18 protein-coding genes and 1 riboswitch are annotated in these 20,109 nt (G+C 63.0%); of the genes, 5 read left to right on the top strand and 13 right to left on the bottom strand.

All coding sequences use genetic code 11. The annotated features are described in order from the left end of the window. Positions 1–11: 11 nt before the first annotated feature. From ACWNC0_RS07700 to ACWNC0_RS07670, 7 genes are all read right to left on the bottom strand, one after another. Positions 12–803, bottom strand: a complete 792-nt coding sequence (locus ACWNC0_RS07700) for a transporter (RefSeq protein ID WP_449470737.1) — start codon at positions 801–803, stop codon at positions 12–14. A gap of 66 nt (positions 804–869) precedes the next feature. Further along, the gene (locus ACWNC0_RS07695; RefSeq protein WP_449470736.1) at positions 870–2,810 is read right to left on the bottom strand and encodes a DUF4838 domain-containing protein; all 1,941 of its coding nucleotides are present in this window, start codon (positions 2,808–2,810) and stop codon (positions 870–872) included. 113 nt (positions 2,811–2,923) lie between these two features. Further along, complete coding sequence (locus ACWNC0_RS07690; protein WP_449470735.1) at positions 2,924–3,991, bottom strand: nucleotidyltransferase family protein; 1,068 nt, start codon at positions 3,989–3,991, stop codon at positions 2,924–2,926. Continuing rightward, positions 3,978–5,078 carry a hypothetical protein gene (locus tag ACWNC0_RS07685; RefSeq protein WP_449470734.1) on the bottom strand — a complete coding sequence of 367 codons (1,101 nt, stop codon included), beginning with the start codon at positions 5,076–5,078 and terminating at the stop codon, positions 3,978–3,980. Before ACWNC0_RS07685 ends, ACWNC0_RS07690 begins: the two co-directional genes overlap by 14 nt. A gap of 59 nt (positions 5,079–5,137) precedes the next feature. After that, complete coding sequence (locus tag ACWNC0_RS07680; protein ID WP_449470733.1) at positions 5,138–5,422, bottom strand: hypothetical protein; 285 nt, start codon at positions 5,420–5,422, stop codon at positions 5,138–5,140. A 137-nt stretch (positions 5,423–5,559) separates the two neighbouring features. Then, on the bottom strand, positions 5,560–7,407 hold the full coding sequence (gene thiC / locus ACWNC0_RS07675; protein ID WP_449470732.1) for a phosphomethylpyrimidine synthase ThiC: 1,848 nt from the start codon (positions 7,405–7,407) through the stop codon (positions 5,560–5,562). Between the two features lie 14 nt (positions 7,408–7,421). Beyond that, the gene (locus ACWNC0_RS07670; protein WP_449470731.1) at positions 7,422–7,829 is read right to left on the bottom strand and encodes a DUF2065 family protein; all 408 of its coding nucleotides are present in this window, start codon (positions 7,827–7,829) and stop codon (positions 7,422–7,424) included. A gap of 55 nt (positions 7,830–7,884) precedes the next feature. Further along, positions 7,885–7,995: riboswitch (TPP riboswitch) on the bottom strand. A 79-nt stretch (positions 7,996–8,074) separates the two neighbouring features. Here ACWNC0_RS07670 and ACWNC0_RS07665 point away from each other — a divergent pair. After that, entirely contained in the window at positions 8,075–8,371 is a 297-nt protein-coding gene (locus ACWNC0_RS07665) for a hypothetical protein (RefSeq protein ID WP_449474567.1), read from the top strand. Positions 8,372–8,512: 141 nt separating this feature from the next. Here the strand turns inward: ACWNC0_RS07665 and ACWNC0_RS07660 are convergent, their stop codons facing one another. Next, positions 8,513–9,877, bottom strand: a complete 1,365-nt coding sequence (locus ACWNC0_RS07660; protein WP_449470730.1) for a cytochrome P450 — start codon at positions 9,875–9,877, stop codon at positions 8,513–8,515. Then, positions 9,874–11,001, bottom strand: coding sequence for a hypothetical protein (locus ACWNC0_RS07655; RefSeq protein WP_449470728.1), 1,128 nt, complete (start codon positions 10,999–11,001; stop codon positions 9,874–9,876). Before ACWNC0_RS07655 ends, ACWNC0_RS07660 begins: the two co-directional genes overlap by 4 nt. 21 nt (positions 11,002–11,022) lie before the next feature. Between ACWNC0_RS07655 and ACWNC0_RS07650 the strand changes: the two genes are divergently transcribed. Next, the gene (locus ACWNC0_RS07650) at positions 11,023–11,316 is read left to right on the top strand and encodes a hypothetical protein (RefSeq protein WP_449470727.1); all 294 of its coding nucleotides are present in this window, start codon (positions 11,023–11,025) and stop codon (positions 11,314–11,316) included. Positions 11,317–11,321: 5 nt separating this feature from the next. Next, complete coding sequence (kdsA, locus tag ACWNC0_RS07645) at positions 11,322–12,149, top strand: 3-deoxy-8-phosphooctulonate synthase (protein ID WP_449474566.1); 828 nt, start codon at positions 11,322–11,324, stop codon at positions 12,147–12,149. Between the two features lie 134 nt (positions 12,150–12,283). Here the strand turns inward: kdsA and ACWNC0_RS07640 are convergent, their stop codons facing one another. The 3 genes from ACWNC0_RS07640 to ACWNC0_RS07630 all read right to left on the bottom strand — a co-directional run bounded on the left by ACWNC0_RS07640 (position 12,284) and on the right by ACWNC0_RS07630 (position 16,828). Further along, a complete protein-coding gene (locus ACWNC0_RS07640; RefSeq protein WP_449470726.1) occupies positions 12,284–13,549 on the bottom strand; it encodes a glutamate-5-semialdehyde dehydrogenase in 1,266 nt (421 codons plus the stop codon). 206 nt (positions 13,550–13,755) lie between these two features. Further along, a complete protein-coding gene (locus tag ACWNC0_RS07635; protein WP_449470724.1) occupies positions 13,756–14,382 on the bottom strand; it encodes a class I SAM-dependent methyltransferase in 627 nt (208 codons plus the stop codon). Positions 14,383–14,533: 151 nt separating this feature from the next. Beyond that, a complete protein-coding gene (locus ACWNC0_RS07630; protein ID WP_449470722.1) occupies positions 14,534–16,828 on the bottom strand; it encodes a CDC48 family AAA ATPase in 2,295 nt (764 codons plus the stop codon). Between the two features lie 336 nt (positions 16,829–17,164). Between ACWNC0_RS07630 and ACWNC0_RS07625 the strand changes: the two genes are divergently transcribed. Both ACWNC0_RS07625 and ACWNC0_RS07620 read left to right on the top strand, forming a co-directional pair. Next, a complete protein-coding gene (locus ACWNC0_RS07625) occupies positions 17,165–18,046 on the top strand; it encodes a LysR substrate-binding domain-containing protein (RefSeq protein WP_449470721.1) in 882 nt (293 codons plus the stop codon). Positions 18,047–18,138: 92 nt separating this feature from the next. After that, positions 18,139–19,302 carry a diguanylate cyclase gene (locus ACWNC0_RS07620; RefSeq protein ID WP_449470720.1) on the top strand — a complete coding sequence of 388 codons (1,164 nt, stop codon included), beginning with the start codon at positions 18,139–18,141 and terminating at the stop codon, positions 19,300–19,302. 4 nt (positions 19,303–19,306) lie between these two features. On the opposite strand, the gene ACWNC0_RS07615 is transcribed toward ACWNC0_RS07620, so the two are convergent. Then, positions 19,307–19,978 (bottom strand): glutathione S-transferase family protein, encoded by a 672-nt coding sequence (locus tag ACWNC0_RS07615; RefSeq protein ID WP_196225035.1) that lies wholly within the window; start codon positions 19,976–19,978, stop codon positions 19,307–19,309. Positions 19,979–20,109 lie beyond the last annotated feature (131 nt).

The following is a 20,109-nucleotide window of genomic DNA, read 5'->3' as shown; positions in this document are numbered from 1 at the left end:
GGCGTCCTCTATCAAAAGCGCCGGGCGAGACCGACATAGATGCGCCTTTCAGGCGTGTCGTGATTGAGGCCGAATTCAGAGCCGATATCGACCTGAGCAGTCTTGCCAACCATCAGTGCGGCGGAGAGGCCCGCAACAGCCTGTGTGCTCATTCTCCCTGCATCATCGTCGCGCATCACGGCGCCTTCGATAGCAAGGTTGAACAGCGGACTTGCGGAGAAGTTGATGCCACCCGCCGAGCCATATGCCAGATGCCGCCCCTTTCGGTCGCGGTCCACGGCTGCGTCTATCTCCGGCGTGAACAGCAGGGAAAGCTTCTCCGCCACGGGCACGTTGATGGGAAGCTGTACGCCGCCGCCCCAATCACCCGCGCCAATCGCACTGCCGCCCGTCGGCAAGCTGATCCAGGGCAGAAGAGCGAACGACAGATCGTGTCCATCGGGGTCGATCAGGTTGCGCTTGATCCCGATGCTGACGTCGCCTGAGCCTGATTGCCGTTGGACGTCCCCGGTTTGGCGATCGTGGGTACGGACGATGCCAGAAGCGGTCCAGCCAAGGCGCAGCTCGGCATGCTCCGCGATGCCATAGCGCAGTGCGACATCGCCCAGCAAAATGGTATCGCTTACCGAGTCCGGCGATGTGTCATGCGTCCAGTCGACGGCCGATGTTTCCACCGATAACGCGCCCGGTTCAAGGGTGCAGGGCGGCGTGTCCAAGCCGGGGCGATCGGGACAATAGTCCCGCGCCGCCGCCCCATTCGCCAGAACCGTCAAAAGGGCAGCGACGGGCACGAAGAGCTTCATCACGGCTCTGGGCTAATTGCCGCCGCATGCATTGTAAAGCAGCGCCTTCACGCGCATTTGCTCAGGTCAATTCCAGCTCTCACCCTCGACCCAGGCGCAATGATCGAAATTTGCGATCCACATGCGTTCGTGCTTCCGCCGGAACTGGATAAGGGCATCGGCCGCCTGCCCGGCCGCTTCGGACTTCTGCACCCCGCCCGCACTGCGCTCACGGGCCGCCCGGCAGCAGAGCCGCGCATGTTCCAGCCCGAGTTGCAGGAAGTTCACCCGCTCAGCCGCTTGCGGATCATGCGCCGCAGATTGCGCGGCTCTGGACAGAAGTTTTTGCCCGGCTGCAAAGCTTCCTTCCGGATAGACGATGGCCGCTGCCCTGGCCCAGCTTTTCCAGCGCGACGCCTTCAATTCGGCGAAGGTCTGCTCCAGCCTTCCGCTGAGGTTCATCGTGTAGTTTTCCCAATGCTCGAAATAGGCCCTCACGTCCGGAGCGGCAGGGCCGAAGCAGGCATAATATTCCTCCAGCAACGCATTGCCATCTGCGTCCGGCTGAGACTGAAGACGCATCAGCAGGTAGAGCGTCGGGCCTTGGGTCGCCCATTGCCCGGTGAGGGAATCGAAGTCGGTGCCCACCAGGCCGTTCGTGGCCGCGTTCCGGAATTCGTCTGCAAACTGGTGGGCGAAGATGAACGGCATGCAATAGCCATCGAGGAAATGGTTCGTGCGCAGAAAGATGCGCGCGCCAGTGTTTGCCCAGCCGCGCCATTGCTTTTTCATCCACTCCTGCACCGCCGCCGTGCGCGGGTAGAACCATGACGAGGGACAAAAGCCGACGAGGATGTTCTTGTTGAGCCGCACGCCAGAGGTCGGCGGCGCGAAATAGTTAAAATAGGCGTAGCCCACGACCGTGACGTCCGGATCATCCCGCGCCGCGAGGCGCTGGATTTCGAGCCAGGAGCGCGCATACCGATCCGTCACGAAAGGATGGCGGGCCATTTTTGATTGGGGTGGAATGAATGTCAGATAGTCGGGCGGTGGAGGGCTATCGAGAGCGCGACAAAGCGCGCATTCGCAGAGCCCGGGCATGTCATTTTCGACCGCGTTGAGGAAGCTTGCCCCTGGTCTGGCGCCGCCCTTCTCGTGCCAGAGGGTGACGATCTGTTGGTGTAGACCGGGGTCGGCGATCGACATCGAAAAGCGGGCGCCCGGCTTTACCGGCCCGCGCCGTCCATCGACGAGCTGGAACCATTCGGGGTGCTGATCGCCATACTTGGCCCACCAGTCGCCAAAGGCATGGCCATAGCCAATGTGCTGGCGGCGGCCCATCCGGTGGCGCCTGGTGAATATGCGCTCCTCCGCACGGTAGTCCGCCGCCGCCGTGGTGGAAAAGCCGAGTTCCGGACGATCGATCCTGCCCGGTTTGAACAGGCGAACATGACGCTGCATCAAATGGGGAGTGACGACCTCGTCAAGGCTCGGCACGACGAGGGATGCCGTTTTCGGCACCATGGTCCCCAGATCTCCGGGCCAAAGCCAGCGGACCTTCAGGTAGTTTTGCAGAAAATGGTAAACGCCAAACAACGTGCCTGCTGTGACATCGGGGTCCAGCGGGTCGCCGGGGCCATCGCGCCCCGCGATACAGAAATTTCCTCCGATCGTGCGAAGGATGCAGGCTTCGGGGGCGAGGCTGCTGAGATCGATCGATGCGCGTGCCATGGCGGTATCACCCAGAAAGAAGAAACCTCCTGACGTGCTTTGCCCCAACGCTACGTGTTCCGGGATGATCTGGGGCGGCGTGCCGGTGGCCTTCGCGAGATGCGCGGCGAGTTCCCGCGCGGCATAGACGACGCAATCTTGCGGCTGATCCGGTATGACCAGCGGGCGGGGGATGCCGCCCTTAATAAGGGTTATGCTGGATAGGGATGTTGCCTGGCCTTGGCTTATGTTTGGCGCCGAAAGCAGGGCTGCCGCCGATCCGAAGGAAAATGTCCTGCGTGAAATGGCTTGTCCCATTGGCAGCCCTCCTCCCTTCTGATCAGGGTGCCCCCCTCTTAGTCCAATTGACGGTCCTGGGGGCTGTGGCGGAGGGAGTACGTCCAAATGGTGAAAGGACAGCAGGGCCTTTCCTATATTTTCCCCAGTTCGTTGCGGATGAACAGCCGTTCCAGGCTTTCACGCCTGGGCAGTCCGGAGACCGCGATCGGCTCGCCGTCGAGCAGCGTCCTTCGGGCGGCGCGGCGGGCGAGGATATAACTGGGATCAAGGAGGGACAGGAAGGTCAGAAAGGGCGCCAGACCCGGCCAACGCAATTGGGCCAGGCGCCGTATATATTGAAGCCGCGCGCGGATTCCCCGCGTGAGGGCGCGTGGCACTTCCATGCCGAGCAACTTGCGCGCCGTGAGCAATTGGGTGCGCATCGCGTTGCGGGCATAGCCGGATTGGAAATGCCGGTTCAGCTCATCCCAATCATCCTGCTGGAAACGGCTGGCAAAAGACTGCATGTCGAGCAGATGGCGCAGGTCGATCCGGCCGCGCAAATAGTCCCTGCCCTTCAACTGGTCATGCAGCAGCAATATCGTGGTGCATGCAACCGGCGATGGCAGCAGGACTATCCCGCCCGCCAGTTCCAGCAGGGCGGCATTTTGCGCGAGATCGTCAAAGCTATAGGAGAGCGAGTTGATGCTACCATAATCGGGGTGAAGGTCGATCGTCGCCGTATCCTGCGGGCGCGAGAGGACAACGGGCACGCCGGGTTGGGGATCGGGCGTGTCGAGGCAGTAACCGATGCCGCGCAGCTGATCGATCATGGGCAGGAAACGATCGGCGGGCACCATCAGGTCGATGTCCGCCAGCATCCGGGCGGCACGCTCGTCCGGTGGCGCATGGGCCAGCCATGCCGTGCCCTTCAGCAGGATCGGCGACACACCGGCCGCGTTCATGGTCGCGGCGGCTTCGTCCAGCTGCGCCATGATGCGATCGTTACGGTCGCCATTACGTCTTTCCATCTCGGCGAAGAATGTCGCGACGTCCGATGGCAGCGCGGGAAAGCGTCCGGCTTTTCTAAGCCGCGCGGCCACGGCGGGGCTGCACAAGGTCTTGTTGGCGAGTGCAATGATGCGGGGCCAATCGGCGTGCGAGGGTGTTTGGCCGCGCAGGCAGGACAATAAGCCATTTAGGTGATCAAGCCGGATCACAAAATACCCCCAGCAGCGCGGCCGCTTCATCCAGATCGTCATATTCCAGTTCGCAGGTCCGGGCGCCGCCGACGGCGCGGATCAAGCTGTCGATCGCGGGGCGAGTGGCCTCTCCGCTGCATGAGGCGGCTTCGGATAGCAGATGCTTGACCAGTGCCGTGGGACGTTGCGGGATCAGGCAAGCGGATGCGCCCTTCGTCCGCCGCAGCTTCAAGATCCAGCCCACCGGCAGGGGCGCTTGCCCCGAAGGCGGCGACAAGGCGAGGTAACGCACCCGCCGCCCATCGGGCCGCCAGTGGATTAGCGGCTGGAGTTGCCCCGGATAGCGCGCGGCCATCATCGGCCAGGCGCCCGATTTTACGGTTGGCAGAAAGGGAAGGCCCAGCACATGGCCGTCTGGTCCCAGCATGCTGATGTCATCGCCATGATAGGTAAAGCCGCTGCCGACCAGCCACGAGGTCAGGGTCGTCTTCCCCGCCCCCGGCGGTCCGGTCAGCAGGAGCGCCTTTCCGTTGCGGCTGACGCAGGCTGCATGCAGCGCCAGGTTCCAGCGGGGATCATCGATGATGTCCTGGATGATCCGCGCCTTGACCAGGGTGGCGGCCTGAGGGAGTTGCAGGACAGAAGCATCGCCCGCATCACGGCTGAAGAGGCAAAGTCCGTTGCTTTGCCAGAGATGATAGATGGTGGAGGGCGGCGTTGAGGCCGCGTCCATTTGAAGATGGGCGAAAAGCGGCGCCACGTGCCGTACCAGCGCCTCGTCATGATAGCGCAGCGTGAGGGCGCGACTGCCGAGCGATATGGATTGCGTCAGGATGGGCGCGGATGCGGGCGGGCGGGCAGTGGCGTGGACCAGCCCGGAGTGGGACCATTCCGCCAATACCGTGTCGAGCATGGACGCGACCTGATCGACGCCCCGGTCGGCGACTTCCTGCGCGAGTTGCGACAGGGACACGCCGTCCTCGAGGCGACATCCGATATAGCCTGCTATCTGGTTCAGTTCATAAATGGCGTGCCGGGACTGCGAAACGATCACCGGCTGATCGCCGATGAAGGTCATCGAAGTCCCGGGTGTAAGGCGCAGCATCAATTCCGCCCCGTCAGGGCGCTCCGCCCATTCGCCATCAATCAGCTGAACCTTGGCGTTCAGTGTTTGCCGCCCTTGTTGCCCGGATTGCCGGGGCTGGTGCCAGGGCCGTCATTGATCGGCGGGTTGCCCGGGGGCTGGGGATCGGGGCCGTTGCCGACACCATTATTGCCCTTGGGGCCACCGCCGCCGCCGCCGCCCGATGCCGCGATTGCCTGTGACGACAGGGAGGTCGACAACATGATCGTCATCGCTGGGGGAACGGTCGCAGCGAAGCGACCGCAGGTTTTCAGAAAGCGGCGGCGATCTTCGGCCGCAGCCAAAATGGTGGGTTCCTCAGCCAAGGGTAGCCTCCTCTTTTTCAGGGTTGAGGGAGGCTACCATCTAGGTCGGGCCGACCGCACTGCTATGGCGGGGTATATCAGAAGGTATAACCCCGCCCGCCCTCTACAGCCTATGATATTTCAGGAGCTTGGTTGGATTATTCCGAAGCTGGCAGGTAAATCTCACCCCCCTTGTTTTTGAACGTCTCGCTCATTTCGGCCATGCCTTTTTCCGCATCTTCGGCCGCGATGAATGAGTCGGCGGGTTGGTTCTGCTTCGCTGCGAAGTCGCGAACCTCCTGCGTGATCTTCATCGAGCAGAATTTGGGGCCGCACATGGAGCAGAAATGCGCGGTCTTCGCGCCCTCGGCGGGCAGGGTCTGGTCGTGATATTTCTCCGCCGTGTCAGGATCGAGCGACAGGTTGAACTGGTCGCGCCAGCGGAATTCGAAGCGGGCGCGGGAGAGCGCGTCGTCGCGGACCTTGGCGGCGGGGTGGCCCTTCGCCAGATCGGCAGCGTGGGCGGCGAGCTTGTAGGTGACGACGCCGACCTTCACGTCATCGCGGTCGGGCAGGCCCAGATGCTCCTTGGGCGTGACGTAGCAGAGCATCGCCGTGCCGTACCAGCCGATCATCGCCGCGCCGATGCCGCTGGTGATATGGTCGTAACCCGGCGCGATGTCGGTGGTTAGCGGCCCCAATGTGTAGAAGGGCGCCTCGCCGCAGGCTTCGAGCTGCTTGTCCATATTCTGCTTGATCTTGTGCATGGGCACATGGCCCGGCCCTTCGATCATGACCTGCACATCCTGTTCCCAGGCGCGCTTGGTGAGTTCGCCCAGCGTGTAGAGTTCGGCGAACTGCGCTTCGTCATTCGCGTCCGCGATGGAGCCGGGGCGCAGGCCATCGCCGAGCGAATAGGCGATGTCATAGGCCTTCATGATCTGCGTGATTTCGTCGAAATGCTCGTAGAGGAAGCTTTCCTTGTGATGGGCAAGGCACCATTTCGCCATGATCGACCCGCCTCGGCTGACGATGCCGGTGACGCGCTTGGCGGTCATCGGGATGTAGGGCAGGCGCACACCGGCATGGATGGTGAAATAATCGACGCCCTGCTCGGCCTGCTCGATGAGGGTATCGCGGAAGATTTCCCAGGTCAGCTCCTCGGCGATGCCGCCGACCTTCTCCAGCGCCTGATAGATGGGCACGGTGCCGATCGGGACCGGCGAGTTGCGCATGATCCATTCGCGGGTGTCGTGGATGTTGCGGCCCGTCGACAGGTCCATGACCGTGTCCGCGCCCCAGCGGATCGACCAGACGAGCTTATCGACTTCGCTCGCCACGTCGGAGGCCACGGCGCTGTTGCCGATATTGGCGTTGATCTTGACCAGGAAGTTGCGGCCGATCGCCATCGGCTCGCTTTCCGCATGGTTGATGTTCGACGGGATGATGGCCCGGCCACGGGCGACTTCCTCGCGGACGAACTCCGGCGTCACATAGTCGGGGATTTCCGCGCCCCAGTCCTGCCCGTCGCGGACATATTCGGCGAGACGTGCACGGCCCAGATTCTCCCGCTCGGCGACATATTCCATCTCCGGCGTGATGATGCCGCGACGGGCATAGTGCATCTGGGAGACATTCATGCCCGGCTTGGCGCGCAAGGGGCGCTTCACGACATGGGGGAAAGGCTGGACGCCGCCGCTGCGGTCGGGGCCTTTGAGGCCATTATCTTCCGGCTGGATGGCGCGGGCGTCATATTCTTCCACATCGCCCCGGCCGATGATCCAGTCGCGGCGCAGGGTGGGCAGGCCCGCCATGATGTCGATGCGCGCATTGGGATCGGTGTAGGGGCCGGAGGTGTCGTAAACACGGACGGGCGGCTCGCCGCTGCCGGGTTCGAGGTCGATCTCGCGCATGGCGACCTTGAGCGGGCCGACATGGATTTTGCGCGAGCCGCGAATAGGCCCGGTGGTGACGCGCATTTCGGTGCGGGCGGGAATGTCGGCCATGGTGGTGGTTCCTTTCAGGCGATGACGGTTGCGCGGCCGGTAAGGCCCGCGAGGAAGAGGAGGATGCCCAGGACGATGCTGACAGCGGCCCAGGCGCGGGTGAAGTTTAGTGACCAGCGGCCGAAGCGGAGCAGCGGCGCGGGCACGGCGAGCAGCAGTGCGCCCTCGATCAGTGCAACATAGCCGATCAGGCTGACGAGGACGGCCAGCGGATCGGTCCAGATGCTGTGGATGAGGACGAGAGCCGTGCCGACGACGAAGACGGGGAAGCCGAGCGCCATGACGAGGCCGGGCGAGCGTTCCAGATCGTCCATCATCGCTCGCCAGCGGGACGGTGCGATCAGCCCGCCGATACCGACGACGATCATGTACAGGCCGATGGCTTCGGACAGGCGCAGGGTGAGGATGGAGATGGTGTCCATGGCAGCTCCGTCCTCCTCTTCTTCTTCGCTGGGCGGAAGGAGGACGCGGACATGCCTGTGACAAGCCCTCCCTCCCTACGCCGGTCTCATCCGGATCAGGTTCAACGGGTCGCAGCCACATCAGCCGCCTCTCAACCGCTTGTGAGCGGTCCCCCGGGGATTGGGTGGCGATAGCGGAAATGCGCAGGCGACGCCAGCCCATTGCGCTGGACATAAGGGGCGCTTTGCCGCTTTTATGGCAGGCGATGAAGCATCATGATCTGTCCACCAAGGAAGGGCGCAAGGCGCACCGGCATGAAATGCGCATGGTGGCTGTGCGGCCGAGGCGGTGGGGATTGTGGCTGTTGACCGCCGGGTTCCTGCTGGTGCTGACGCCGTCCGCGCTGGATGTGCATAGCCTGTTCGGACTGTGGCCGCCGATGTTGGGGGCGATTTGCGTGATTGTTGGCGTGCCGTTGCTGGTGGCGAGCGTGGTGCTGAAGCGGCGTTATGTGCGGGAGCGTGCGGCGGGACAGGTGATGGTGGGGCGGATCAGGGGTTGAGGCGGTTTCTGCTCCCCTCCCGCAAGCGGGAGGGGCCGGGGGTGGGCCTGCGCAACATCTGCTTACTTTAGGGCGCTGGCGATGAAGCTCGCTTCGCTCGCGCCCACCCCTAACCCCTCCCGCCTGCGGGAGGGGAAATAATTAGGTTCTGAACATCAGCTTCATGCCCGTCCTTGGCCTTATCGTCAGGCGGCTGATCGGTTCTGGTTTGAACCCTTCCGGCACGGACAGGCGGTATCGGCGCAGGACACTGGCGATAACGGTCATCACCTCCTGCTGGGCAAAGCCTGCGCCGACGCAGACGCGGGGGCCTCGGCCGAAGGGGAACCAGGCCTGTTTCACCATCTCGGCATTGGCGGGGTCGTCGAAGCGATCGGGATCGAAGCTGTGCGGGCAGCCCCAATTATCCTTGTTCCGCTGGGTGAGCCAGGGCGCGACGACCAGCATCGCGCCTTCCTCCAATTGCTTGTCCCGCATCGGCATCGGGCAAGGTACTTCGCGTGGGAAGAAGGCGACGGGGGGATAGAGGCGCAACGTTTCGCGGAAGATGTTGCGGACGTGGCCCATGTCCTTGAGCATTGCGGCGGTGAGCGCCTCCTGGTCCGCCAGCGCCACGACTTCGGCGCGCGCGGCATTCTGGATATGGGCGCATTCGGCCAGCATATAGAGCGCCCAGGTCATGGTGCTGGCCGATGTTTCATGGCCCGCGAGGAAGACGGTGGAGACCTGATCCATCACCTGTTGCAGGGTGAAGGGATCGCCGGTTCCGGGATGCTTCGCTTCGATCAGCGACTGGAGGATGTCCTTGTGCGGGGACTCGCTTCGTTGATGAAAGCCATGATAGCGGGCCTCCACGATCGGGCGGAAGACGTCGTGGATCGCCTTGGCGGGCTTGAGTGACCGATTTTCGAACCAGCGGGCGGGGAAGCCATAGAGGCGCAGCATCGAGGCGCTGTGGGCGTAGCGCTGGAACTTGCCGAAGGCGTTGTGGATGATGTTGGAGCGATGCTCGTCCAGCGCTTCGGAGAAAAGCGTGCGAAAGATGATGTCGGCCGCGACATGGGTCATCATTGGGTCGATATCGACCGGCTTTGTACGGTCGGCGGCATCGATGCGAGCGAGCAGATCGTTGGCGGCGGCGACCATCAGCGGCATGGACCGGTGCAGCGCGGTATGGGCGAAGGCCGGATTGACCATGGCGCGCTGGCTTTCCCAATCCTCGCCATTGGCGGAAAAGACGCTGTTGCCGATCAGCGGCGAGAGGTTGCGGACCAGCTCGCGATGCTTGGGAAAGGCCGTGCCGCCGCGCAATATCTTGTCCACCAGCGGCAGTTCGTTCGCGATATACATGATCTGGCCGGGCATGCGGATTTCGCCCAGCTTCATCGTGTAGCTTTTTTCGAACAGCACATGGATCCAGCTGTGCCAACCGCGCAGGAAACGCTTCATCAGGCCGCGCTTGGTGCGGGGCGGCTGAGGATAGGGAGGCGTGAAGGGTTCGGTCACGGGATAGCCCTGAATGCGGCGATGGCTTGGTCGATGGTGCGACGGCCTGCGGTCAGGCTGACATAGTCGACGGGGGATAGGCGATCGCCGACGCGCAGATAGTCGAAATGCGCTTCATATTTGTTCGACCAACCGCTGTGGTAATTTTCCGGATCGTAGAAAAGGTGGAAGCGCGGCGAGAGTAGATCGACTCGGGCGGCGCAGCGTTCCGACACGAGGCGAATGGGGTGCACGTCGTGATAGGCTGCGCCATCGGGGGGCGCGGAGAAATCGACGAGGCGGAATTGCCCCTCGTCCAGCGCCTTGAGGTCGGCATGATACCAGCGCGCGTCCTTGCGCAGGGCGATGACTGGGACGACTTGGCCCAGCGTCAGGGCGGTGAAGTTGTCCGGCAACGGCCTGCCCTCGCGCAGTTCCAGTATGCGGCGCAGGACACTCATGGCGTAGATGGTGCCGTTGCTGTGAGAGGCGAAGATGATTTCGTCCCACCGGCCGTCGATCTCCTGCACGATGCGGGCGGCGAACTGGTCGAGGCGGGCGTCCATTTCCTCGCCGGGACCGCGCGCGGCGACGCTGTGGTTGTAATACATGAAGCGCAGCAGCCAGGGGACAATTAGTTTGTTAAGCAATCGTCCAGAAAGCAGGGTGCTGATGCCGATGCCGATCAACGCCGCCACCCAAAAGGGCATGAGCAGTGACAGCAGCAAGGCGGGGATTAGCGCCAGCGCGAGCGGGATCAGGATGGCGAGCAGCGGGGGGTAGAGGATGGTGATGACCGGGCCGGGGCGCAGCTTCCGCATCCGCAGGAACTGCATGTGGCGGGCGTGGGCGGCGTAGGTGGCGATCGATCTCCAGGCGAGGAGCAGCGGGTTGCGGATCCAAACCTTGCCGACCAAATCCTCCCAGCGGAGGAATTCATAGTCGGTTTCGACCCCCGCGCTATGGTTGGTGACGGTCCAGATGGCGGACGAGGCCGGGCCGGACCGACGCGCGCTTACCTCCACCTGTTCACCGGAGAGGCGCGCATAGCGCTCCACCTGCTCACGATACATCTGGTGGTAAAAACGCACCCCGCGCGGATCGAAACCGCCAAGGTAGAAGACTTTACGCTTGAACTTTTGCACGGCCCTGTTCCACATCGGGCCATGACGACACCCGAACGCGATTACTGCTATTTCATAGATCACCGCAAATACAACCGAAACATCGGCTGCCGGAAACATGACAATGCCTATGGCATCAATGGCGGCGGCAGCGAGCGGGACCGGTGGCGGGCGGATTTGGCCTTTTACCGGCATATGCGGGGCAATGGCGATCCGATGGCACTGCCTGCGCTGCTCGCCTGCCTGGTGTTCGGCTGGTTTTGCTGGAACTATCATCCGGGCAAGGGGCTATGGCGGGGACAGCTCTTGCGCCGTTTTGCGAAAGCGCCGAAGTGAGCGGCATGACTAATCCCAAGCATGTTTCCGTTGGGCCGGTGACGATCGGCAATGATCTGCCCCTCGTCCTGATTTCCGGCCCTTGTCAGATTGAGAGCCGCGATCATGTGATGATGATGGCAGAGAGGCTGGCGGAGGTCGCGCGCAAGGCGGGCGTGCCGCTCATCTTCAAATCCTCCTTTGACAAGGCGAACCGGACTTCGGTGTCGGGTCAGCGTGGCGTGGGGATCGATGCAGGGCTGGCGATCTTGGCTGAGGTGAAGGCACAGTTGGGCTGTCCCGTGCTGACTGATGTGCATGAGGCCGGTCAGGTGGAGGCGGCGGCGGAGGCGGTGGATATTTTGCAAATCCCGGCATTCCTGTGTCGTCAGACCGACCTGCTGCTTGCCGCGGGGCGGACTGGGGCTGTGGTCAATGTGAAGAAGGGTCAGTTCCTTGCTCCCTGGGACATGGCGGCGGTGGCGCAGAAGGTCGCTTCGACCGGCAATGACCGCATCCTGCTGACTGAGCGGGGCGCGAGCTTTGGCTACAATACATTGGTTAGCGACATGCGGTCGCTGCCGGTGATGGCGCAGACCGGCTATCCGGTGGTGTTCGACGCGACCCATTCGGTACAGCAGCCGGGTGGGTTGGGGTCAGCTTCGGGTGGACAGCGGGAGTTCGCGCCCGTTCTGGCACGCAGTGCGGTTGCGGCGGGCGTTGCGGCGGTGTTTGCCGAGGCGCATGAGGATCCTGACAATGCGCCTTCGGATGGGCCGGTCATGCTGCCGCTGGAGTGGATGGGGCCGCTGCTTGGGAAGTTGAAGGCTATCGATGAGGTGGTGAAGGGCTGAGTACGCCTCTCTCATCCCCGTTCGCCCTGAGCTTGTCGAGCCGAAGGCCGGCGAAGCCAACGGCTCCACTTCTTTTGAGAAAAGTGAAGGGCTTCGACAGGCTCAGCCCGAACGGTGAAAGGTCGTCCCCTATATCAAGGCCGCGTCTGGCCCGTCCCGCGCACCAGCCATTTGTAGGTGGTTAGACCTTCCAACGCTACCGGGCCGCGCGCGTGGAGGCGGCCGGTTGAGATGCCGATCTCCGCGCCAAGGCCGAACTCGCCGCCGTCGGCGAATTGAGTGGAGGCGTTCCACATGACGATCGCGCTGTCTACGGCGTTGAGGAAGCGCTCGGCTTTCGCCGCGTCTTCGGTAATGATCGCGTCCGTGTGATGGCTGGCGTGAGCGGCAATATGAGCGAGCGCTTCGTCCAGCCCATCGACCAGCCGCACGGAAACGATGGCGTCGAGATATTCGGTATCCCAATCCTCGTCCGACGCAGCAATCACGCGCGCGTCCATCGCCTGCACCGCCGCGTCGCCGCGCACTTCGCACTTAGCGTCGAGCAGGGCCTTCACGATGGTGGGTGCTGCGCTGAATGCCTTGTCGATCAGCACCGTTTCGGTCGCGCCGCAGATGCCCGTCCGGCGCATCTTGGCGTTGACGATCAGCTTGGCCGCCATGTCCGGATCGGCCGCGCCATCGACATAGCTGTGGTTGATGCCGTCGAGATGCGCGAGCACGGGCACGCGCGCCTCTTCCTGTACGCGGGCAACCAAGCTCTTGCCGCCGCGCGGAACGATGAGGTCGATGAAGTCAGACGCCTTGAGTAATGCGCCAACGGCGGCGCGATCTGTCGTGGGCACAAGCTGCACCGCGTCGGCGGGCAGGCCAGCGGCGGCGATCCCTTCGGCCATGGCGGCGTGGATGGCGCGGTTGCTTTCCTTCGCCTCGCTACCGCCGCGCAGGATGACGGCGTTGCCCGCGCGCAGGCACAGCGCGGCGGCGTCGGCCGTCACATTGGGGCGGCTTTCATAGATGATGCCGATCACGCCCAAGGGTACGCGGACGCGCGAGAGCTCCATGCCGTTGGGCCGGACCTGCTTGTCGATCACGCTGCCGAGCGGATTGTCGAGGCTCGCGACCTGATCGACGCCAGCGGCCGTTGCCGCCACGCGGGCTTCATCGAGACGCAGACGGTCGAGCATGGCTGGCGAGAGACCATTGGCGGCGGCGTTTTCCACGTCGCGCGCGTTCGCGGCAAGGATTTGCGGCGCCTGATCCCGAAGCGCCTGGGCGGCGCGGCGCAGGGCGTCGATCTTCTGCGCGTCGCTTGCGCTGGCCAGCGTCGCGGCAGCGGCACGGGCGCGCGCGCCCATCGCGGCAATCAGCATTTCGGGAGTCTGGGTCAGGTCATTCATCTGGTCGAGCCTTTCGCCCGCGCCCTTAGCATGAAAGCGTCGTGGGACGAAATGCACTGGGTGGGCTTTGGCTCTACTATAGCATTACGGAGTTTATCTCGCGATCCAACCAATATCCCGGACGGAGCTTGTGGAAGCCCTCCACCTAATTTGAAGAGAAGAAAGGCCCTTCGACAGGCTCAGGGCGAAGGGGGTGGGATGATATTTCAGGCAGCCTGCGCCAGACTTTCCGCCTTCAGCGCGCGGAAAGTGCGGCATGGCGGAATGTTGCGCCATTCGACCCGCTCGGCGATCTCGTTGAATTGCCCGGCAAGCAACCGACGGACATATGCCGAATATTGATAGACCAGAAATTCACCGCCGGGTCGCAGCGCGCGCTGCGTTTCCGCGCAGATGAGTTCGCCGACGCCATCCGGCAGGGTGGAGAAGGGGATCCCCGAGAGGATATAATCAGCCTGCCGGTGTCCTGCCTCAACAATGAAGCGGCGCACATCCGCCGCCGACCCATGTACGACCCGCAGGCGGGGATCGTCGATCTGCGCTTCGAGCCATGCGACGAAGTCAAGGTTAAGATCAATCGCCACCAGTTTCGCGTCCGGGTGCATGCGCTCCAGGATCGGGCGGGTGAAGGTGCCGACGCCCGGCCCATATTCCACGAACAGGCGCGTATGCTGCCAATCCACCCGGTCCAGCATGCTGTTCACCAGTGCAGCCGAAGAGGGGATCACGGAACCGATCATCCCGGGATGCTTCACGAACTGGCGGAAAAACATGCTCCACTGACCCAGGAATGACGCCGGATCTGCTTTTTTCTTCAAGGGAATGGAGGCCATCAATACTCGCCTGTTTGCCTTCACGTCTGGGCCTTGCAAATATCGGCAAGCCTGGCAAGCCGCTTTGCATGCTGGCGGGCATATTGCCCGGCCATGGGTAAGCGAACGCGCGGACTGCGGATGGGTTCAATCCGCAAACCGCGAGCCCTTGTTAAGATTGCGATTCGCGGGATCGGAGCATCCCCGGCGTCACAAAGCCGATGGGATCGACCCGCATGGCGCTCTGCTTCAGTTGGGACTGAATCTTTTCATATTCATGCTCCATTTCCGGCGTTACCGACGCACGGGTTTCCTCCAGCGCCTCATTGAAATGCGCCTGCTCGACCCGCTCCACCGACAGGGATTGGCGTAGCGCGATCAGACCGGCGCGGCGGACCAGATCTTCCAGATCCGCGCCGGTGAACCGCTCCGTCCGTTCCGCCAGATCATCGAGATCGACATCCTCACCCAGCGGCATCTTGCCGGTATGGATTGTCAGGATGCGCCTGCGCCCTGCCTTGTCGGGCACCGGGACATAGATGAGCTCGTCGAAACGGCCCGGGCGCAGCAGCGCCGGGTCGATCAGCGTCGGCCGGTTGGTCGCGCCGATGACGACGACCGATTGCAGTTCTTCCAGCCCATCCATCTCGGAGAGGATGGTGTTCACCACCCGCTCCGTCACCGCCGGTTCGCCAAGGCCGCCGCCACGGGCGGGGACGAGGCTGTCCAGCTCATCGATGAAGATGACCGTGGGCGCCACCTGCCTCGCGCGGGCGAACAGGCGGGCAATCTGCTGTTCGCTTTCGCCATACCATTTAGACAGCAGGTCGCTGGACTTGGTCGCGATGAAGTTCGCCTGAGCCTCTCGTGCGACCGCCTTGGCCAGCAGCGTCTTGCCCGTGCCCGGAGGGCCGTAGAGCAGGAAGCCCTTGGCCGGACGGATGCCGATACGGCGGAAGGCGTCCGGGTCCTTGAGCGGCAGCTCGACCCCTTCCTTGAGGCGCATCTGCGCTTCGTCGAGGCCGCCAATGTCGGACCAGCCGATATTGGGCGCCTGCACCATCACCTCGCGCATGGCCGATGGCTGGACGCGCTTGATCGCCGCCATGAAGTCTTCGCGCGTGACGGATAGCTCCTCCAGCACGTCGGGCGGGATGATCCCTTCCTCCAGATTGAGGCGCGGCATGAAACGGCGCACCGTCTCGATCGCCGCCTCCCGCGTGAGCGCCGCCAGATCCGCGCCAACAAAGCCATAGGTCATCCGCGCGAGTTCACCGAGATCGACGCCTTCGGCCAGCGGCATGCCGCGGGTATGGATGCCCATGATCTCACGACGCCCACGCTCATCGGGAACGCCGACGATGATCTCGCGGTCGAAGCGGCCCGGGCGGCGCAACGCCTCGTCGATCGCCTCTGGCCGGTTGGTTGCGGCGATGACGACCAGATTGGTACGCGGCTCCAGCCCGTCCATTAGGGTCAGTAGCTGGGCCACCAGCCGCTTTTCGGTTTCGCCGGTCACGCTGCCGCGTTTGGGCGCGATCGAATCAATCTCGTCTATGAACAGGATCGAGGGCGAGGACTTGGTCGCTGCCTCGAATATCTCGCGCAGCTGCTTTTCCGATTCGCCATAGGCCGAACCCATGATCTCCGGCCCGTTGATCAGGAAGAACTCAGCCTCCGATTCATTGGCGACGGCGCGGGCGAGGCGCGTCTTGCCCGTGCCCGGCGGGCCATGGAGCAGCACGCCCTTGGGCGGGTCGACGCCCAGCCGTTCGAACAATTCGGGGTAGCGGAGCGGCAGCTCCACCATTTCGCGCAGTTGGTCGATCGCTTCAGCCATGCCGCCAACATCGTCATAGGTGACATCGGCGCGCCGGGACTCCTTGGGCTCCTCATATTCGGCGCGCAGGTCGATCTCGGTATCGGCGTCGATCTGCACGTACCCCTTGGGCGTCGTGGACACCACCACCAGCCTGATTTCCTGAAGCGCATAGGCGGGCGCGGCGAGCATCTGGCGTAGCTGCGGGGGCATGTCGTTCGGCGGGACCTGCTGTTGGCCTGCCGTTGCAACGATGTCGCCAGCCCCGAGCGGACGCTGGAAGAAAACACGCTTCAGCGCTTCCGGATTGCCCTGAAGTCGCAGATTATTTTGTGCAGGCGCGAACACAACCCGTTGCGCGGGGCGAGGCTCGATCTTGGTTACATGCACGAAATCGCCCGATCCGACCCCCGCATTGGCGCGCTGCAACCCGTCGAGACGAAGGACATCGAGCCCCTCATCTTCCTTGTAAGGGCGGACCACGCGGGCAGGCGTCGACCGCTTCCCCGCGATCTCGATCACGTCGCCCTCGGACAGATGAAGTTCCGCCATCACCGCCAGCGGAATGCGCGCAAGCCCGCGTCCTGCGTCTTCGGGTCGCGCATTTGCTACCTGAATTCGGCGTTCCGCGCTTTCCTGTTCGGCCATTGCCATCCCCATTCTTGTCACTGCGTAACGAGATAGGAAACGCCAGTCGCCAAGGAAAGGGGCCAGCGATCATGACAGGCCGGGACAAAAAAAGGGCCGACCCGAAGGCCAGCCCGAAAAGTTTTAGGAGAGGATGCCTGAAAGGCCTTTCCTATGTGCGGTGCAGCATGATATTTTGCAATTGCGAAAAGAACGAGACAGTTGCAAAATTTGCATCTTACCGGTTGACGCTTTTTCATGCTGGTGAAAAGAGGATGACTTGGGATAGGCCGCTCAACCTTCGAAGCGTACCGATGACGCGTCGCAACAGAGTTATGGCTTAGCTACAGATCGATTATGCGCAGACTGCCGCCCCTTACCGCCCTTGAGGCCTTTGTTCAGGTAGCCCGTCTTGGCTCGGTCAAGGCTGCGGCTGAAGAACTGGCGCTGTCCACGCCCGCGCTCAGCCGCCGCGTTCAGGCGCTGGAACGATTTATTGGCCGCCCGTTGTTCGACCGCAAGCATCAGGCGCTGGAAATCAATGCCGATGGCCAGAAGCTGCTCGACGACATCGCGCCCGCGCTTGATTCGCTGAGCCAGGCGCTGGAGAATATTCAGAGCGGCGGCAACCAGCTTCGCCTGCGCCTCGCGGTGATGCCGCTGTTCGCGACGCAGCGGCTGTTCCCCCATCTGGGCGCGTTGCGGCAGAAGCATCCGCAATTGCACATCGACATCGAAACGACGCCGCATGCGGTCGCGCGGCTGGGCGAAGGGCTGGACGCCGCGATCGTGCTTGCGAAGGATATCGATCCGGCGCTCTATGCCCATGAGTTGGATCATGACGAAGTCTATCTGATCGGCCGCAAGGCGCTGCTGGAATCGCCGCAGAAGATCGCGACTCCCGCGGACCTGGCGGAGCACACCATCCTGCTTCATCGCGACATGAACCTTTCGTTCGAGGCGTGGAAGGAAGCGGTGGGATTGCCGGACCTGCAGCCGCTCGCGATCGACAATTATGATTCGGGCCAGTTGATGCTGGAGGCGGCGGCGCAGGGCCTGGGCGTCGCGGTGATGCATGCGAGCCACTTCAAGGAAGCGGACGACGCACGCCTCGTTCGCCTGTTCCCCGAAACGCGGGTGGAAAGCCCCTATCGCTATTATTTCGTCTGTCGGCCCCGCGCCTTGCAGACACGCGCGGTGCGCATTTTCCGCGACTGGCTGATCGCGGCGGATATCTGATCGACGCCAATATTGTCGGTGGATCGGGGGGCTGGGCGTTTTTTTGATTCCCGCGCTCTTAACCTTAGTCAGTTCGGTCCGTTATTACCGGCATGACTGGGGCATCATCATCCGCAAACGCGCAGCACGGCCTGGCCGATCGTCTGACTCGATGGGCTCGCGGCCTGTCGGGCAAACCGGACGCAGAGGAAGAGACGGACGAAGCCGAACCCCAGCGCGCCCGTTCTGGCAGCACCGCGCATCGCGAGATCAATCGGCGGCGCAAGCTGTATGACGAGATCGGCAATTTCCTGTTCGCGCACGATCTTGACCTCACACCGCTGAATTTCGGCGTTGCGCATGATTATCTGACCGGGTCGCAGATCGGCGTGGAAAAGGCGATCAGGGCAGTGCTGGCGGAGCGTGGCAAGATCAGCAACAGCTGGGTCGAAGAAATCGTGGCGGAGCAGCGCGGGGATGAGGTGACGCCCGAGGCGCTGTCCACGATGCTGGCGAAGGTCGAGGAGAATCTCTCCGAATTCACCGGCCTGATGACCGAATCGCGCAATTCCGCGAAGGATTATGGCGCGGCGCTGCAGGAAGAAGTGAAGGGCCTTGCCGCTGGCGCGAAAAATGAACCCGTCCTTGCGCGGCTGGTAGCCCTTACGCGGTCCATGGTCGAAAAGACCCGTCAGGTCGAAGGGCAGCTACGCCAGAACCAGAAGCAGAATCATGCGCTGCGCTCCAGCCTTGCCAATGCGCGGCGGGCGGCAGAGCATGACCATCTGACGGGCCTGCCCAACCGGCGCGCTTTTGAAAGCACATTGCGAGAAGAGGTGGCGATGGCCCGGAAGGAAGGCCAGCCGCTGGCCGTCGCCTTCTGCGATATCGATCATTTCAAGGTGATCAACGATACGCACGGCCATGACACGGGCGACCGCGTGCTGAAGTTCGTCGCGGGGCTGCTGGCCAAGGCAAGTAATGACCAATGCCATGTCGCGCGGCACGGCGGCGAGGAGTTCGTCATGCTGTTTCGCGGCAAGACGGCGGCGGAGGCGTGCGAAGCGGTGGACGATGTCCGGCGGGACCTTGCCACGCGCAGCCTGGTCAACCGCACCAATGGCGAGCGCATGGAACGGGTCAGCTTTTCGGCGGGCGTTGCCAATGTGCTGGCCCATGACGATCCGCGCGCGGCGCTGAAGGCGGCCGACCGGGCGTTGTATCTAGCGAAGGAGCATGGCCGGAACCGCGTCTATCTCGCGGTTGAGGGCGAATGACTCCCTAAAAATCCGGCTTTTCATAATGGGGCGGCGGGGTGATGACCTCCATCCGCTCCGACAGCAGGGGCCGGAAGGACGGGCGCGACTTGAAGCCTGCATACCAGCGCTTCACCGTCTCATGCCCGGCCCAGTCTATGCCGCCCAGATAGTCCGCGACTGACAGGTGCGCTGCCGCCGCGATGTCGGCAAGGCTCATCGTGCCACCCGCCATCCAGCTGCGGTGATCGAGCAGATAGTCCATATAATCCATATGGACATTGGCGCGCTTCATCGCCTCGCGCAGCACCCGCGCATCGGGTGGCGCGCGTTCGATCAACCGCTTCTTCATCCGCTCATGCAGCAGCGGACCGACCACATCGCCGTAGAAATTCTGGTCGAAGAAGGCGACGAGCCTCCGTACCTCCGCCCTGCCCGCAGCCGTGCCGGAGATCAGCGGGAATTTCTCGACCGTCTCCTCGAAATATTCGCAGATCGCCTGGCTGTCGATCAGCGTCGATCCCTTTTCCTGATCGACCATGACGGGCGTCGTTCCGGCGGGGTTGAGATCCAGAAACTCGTCGCGCGCTTCCCAAGGCGATTCGCGCACAAGGTCATAGCCTATCCCCTTTTCGCCGAGCAGCAGGCGCACCTTGCGGGAGAAGGGACAAAGCGGGAATTGGAAGAGCTGCCACATGGCTTCCTGTTAAGCGGAGGCGGCGCCTGCGAAAAGCGGCAAATTGGGTGGTCACTCCTTTAATGCGCGGCAAAATGGTGGAAACTTTGGCGGCACCGGAACGATCCGGGCTTCCGATGATCGCCTCTACC

It is taken from the genome of Sphingobium chungangianum (genome assembly GCF_977014255.1).
The sequence above is the reverse complement of the archived record's forward strand: the minus strand, read 5'-3'. Positions and strand labels throughout refer to the sequence as shown.